The following is a 2,776-nucleotide window of genomic DNA, read 5'->3' as shown; positions in this document are numbered from 1 at the left end:
TACGGGCCTGCATGAACGGCTCGATCCGCCGAAAACACCAGCGCAGCCGTTCGGTCAACTCACCCAGTTTCCGCCCAGCCAACCGAGCACCTATCCTGACACCGGCAGCCGCCTGCGATCCTGTTGTGCTCACAAACACATGATCAACAGGCGGCTGCCCCATGCCGAACGCAGGCCCCCAGCCACACATCCCCGCAGGTCACACCCCGAATGGCTGCTGCCGTACTAGCCTCGCGAGTGATTCAATCTTCGGCCAAACGCACGGGAGACTTGCTCATGCCCCCCTCCGCGTCCCAGGTCGCGGTGCACGCGGAGGCGCTGGTGAAGACCTACGGGTCCACCCGCGCCCTCGATGGTGTCGACCTGGAGATCCGCTCCGGAACCGTGCTCGGTCTGCTCGGCCCCAATGGGGCGGGCAAGACCACCATGGTCCGGATCCTGACCACTCTGCTCAAGCCCGACTCCGGTCGGGCGTTCGTCGCGGGCCATGACGTGCTGGCCGACCCCGCCGCGGTGCGGCGCTCCATCGGGCTCTCCGGCCAGTACGCGGCCGTGGACGAGAACCTCACCGGCTACGAGAACCTCTACATGGTCGGCAGGCTCTACGGCATGTCGCGGTCCGATTCCGGCGCGCGGGCCCGCGCGCTGCTCGACCGCTTCCGGCTCAAGGACGCCGCCGAGCGCCCGGCCAAGACCTACTCCGGCGGGATGCGCCGCAGGCTCGACCTCGCTGGGGCGCTGGTCGCCGAGCCCACGGTCGTGGTCCTGGACGAGCCGACCACCGGGCTCGACCCGCGCGGCAGGCTCGACACCTGGGAGGTCATCGGCGAACTCGTCGCCGACGGCGCCACGGTCCTGCTCACCACCCAGTACCTCGAAGAGGCCGACCAACTCGCCGACAACATCCTGGTGATCGACCACGGCAAGGTCATCGCGGGCGGCACGCCGGACCAGCTCAAGAACGGCGTCGGCGGCGAGCGCATCGAGGTCGTGGTGGGCGAGCAGAGCGAGGTCGAGAAGGCCCGCCAGATCCTGTTCAGCCTCGGCTCCGGCGAACCCTCGGTCGACGACCACCAGCGCCGCGTGTCGGTCAAGGTCGACACTGGCCCGAAGGCGCTGGTCGAGGCCCTGCGCAGGCTCGACCAGGAGGGCATCTCGGTCCTCGACGTCGCGCTGCACCGCCCGACGCTCGACGACGTGTTCCTCGCGCTGACCGGCCACGCGGCCGAGGAGCCAGCCGAACCGGAGCCCAAGGGCCGCAAGAGCAAGAAGGGGGCCTCCTGATGAGTGTCATCACCGCGAGCGCCCGCGACAGCGGCGTCGTGACCTGGCGCAACCTGATGAACGTGCGCCGCCAGCCCGACCTGCTGCTCGGCGCGACCATCCAGCCGATCATGTTCGTGCTGCTGTTCGCGTTCGTCTTCGGCGGCAGCATCGGCGACAACCCGGACGCCTACCGCGAGTTCCTGATGGGCGGCATCTTCGCCCAGACGGTCGCGTTCAACTCGGCGTACACCACCCTCGGCATGGCGGCCGACCTGGAGAAGGGTGTCATCGACCGGTTCCGGTCGCTGCCGATGTCGCGCGGGGCCGTCCTGCTCGGGCGCACCACCGCCGACCTCGCGGTCAGCGCCCTGGGCCTGCTGGTCATGTCGATCTGCGGTCTGCTGGTGGGCTGGCGGATCCGGGGCAGCTTCCTCGACGCGGTGCTCGCCTACGCGATCCTGCTGCTGTTCTCGTTCGCGATGTCCTGGGTCGGCGCGTTCGTCGGCATGGCGTCGGGCAACGTCCAGGTCGCGCAGAGCGCGGGCTTCATCTGGATGTTCCCGCTGACGTTCGTGTCGTCCGCGTTCGTCTCGGCGAACTCGTTGCCCGGGCCGCTGAAGGTCTTCGCGAACTGGAACCCGGTCACTGTCGTGGCCGACGCGGTCCGCGACCTGTTCGGCAACCCACGTCCCGGCGTCCTGCGGGCGACGTCGGACTCCTGGCCCGCGCAGCACTCGATCCTGTGGTCGGTCGTGTCCTGCCTCGCCATCCTGGCGATCTTCGCGCCGATCGCGGTCGCCAAGTACCGCAAGGTGGCCAGCAAGTAGGGCGAGTAGTCGCTCGGCGGGCGTCCTACGGGGCGCCCGCCCTCGACATGCTGTCGACCTCGCCGCGGTGGCCCGCAAGGGCGAACCACACCGCCGCGGCGAGGGCGAGTTGCAGCAGACCGGAGATCGCGAACACCGCTCGGGTGCCGAGCCAGGTCGCGAGCAGGCCGCCGAGCAGCGCGCCGACGGGGATCGCGCCCCACACCGCGGTCCGCCAGACGCCGAGGACCCGGCCGAAGAGGTAGTCCGGGACCAGCGCGTGCCGCAGCGATCCGAGGATCACGTTCACGACCACGACGGCGGCGGCGAACCCGCCGAACAGCAGGCTGGCTGTCACCGGGTCCTTCGACACCGACATCGCGGTGAACGCCAGTCCGCAGCTCACGATGGAGCCGACGAGCACGGTCCGCCGCGACAGCGCGCGGGTCAGCCGGGGCGCGATGAACGCGCCGATGATCCCGCCCGCGCCGCCGACCAGCGCGAACACGCCGAACGTCGCCTCACTGAGGTGGATGTCCTGCAGCGCGTAGAGCACCAGCAGGGCTTGGGCCAGCTCGGTGGCGAGCGCCATGGTCGCGGCGAACACCGCGAGCCGCACCATCAGGGCGTTGCCCCGCAGCCAGCGCACGCCCTCGCCGAGCTGGACCCGCAGCGACTGGGTCGGGCCGGTGGCCACCGGCCGG

Annotated in this window: 3 protein-coding genes; 2 read left to right on the top strand and 1 reads right to left on the bottom strand. The window is 70.3% G+C overall.

Features of this window, described 5'->3' with window-relative positions:
* Nucleotides 1–276 precede the first annotated feature (276 nt).
* Both ACRDSQ_RS30725 and ACRDSQ_RS30720 read left to right on the top strand, forming a co-directional pair.
* Nucleotides 277–1,284: an ATP-binding cassette domain-containing protein gene (locus tag ACRDSQ_RS30725; protein WP_431425940.1), complete on the top strand. Its 1,008-nt coding sequence runs from the start codon at nucleotides 277–279 to the stop codon at nucleotides 1,282–1,284.
* The gene (locus ACRDSQ_RS30720; RefSeq protein WP_431425939.1) at nucleotides 1,284–2,093 is read left to right on the top strand and encodes an ABC transporter permease; all 810 of its coding nucleotides are present in this window, start codon (nucleotides 1,284–1,286) and stop codon (nucleotides 2,091–2,093) included. Before ACRDSQ_RS30725 ends, ACRDSQ_RS30720 begins: the two co-directional genes overlap by 1 nt.
* Nucleotides 2,094–2,118: 25 nt before the next feature.
* Here the strand turns inward: ACRDSQ_RS30720 and ACRDSQ_RS30715 are convergent.
* Nucleotides 2,119–2,776 (bottom strand): MFS transporter (locus ACRDSQ_RS30715; RefSeq protein WP_431425938.1); only part of this gene is annotated, 658 nt, incomplete at its 5' end.

Origin of the sequence: Actinokineospora sp. (genome assembly GCF_050699995.1) — a bacterium.
Taxonomy (GTDB): Bacteria; Actinomycetota; Actinomycetes; order Mycobacteriales; family Pseudonocardiaceae; genus Actinokineospora.
This window is presented reverse-complemented; position numbering and strand designations above follow the sequence as displayed.

What these genes read in the sequence shown, in the direction of transcription:
- ACRDSQ_RS30725 (WP_431425940.1), top strand. Translation starts at nt 277, where the DNA reads ATGCCCCCCTCCGCGTCCCAGGTCGCGGTGCACGCGGAGGCGCTGGTG.
- ACRDSQ_RS30720 (WP_431425939.1), top strand. Translation starts at nt 1,284, where the DNA reads ATGAGTGTCATCACCGCGAGCGCCCGCGACAGCGGCGTCGTGACCTGG.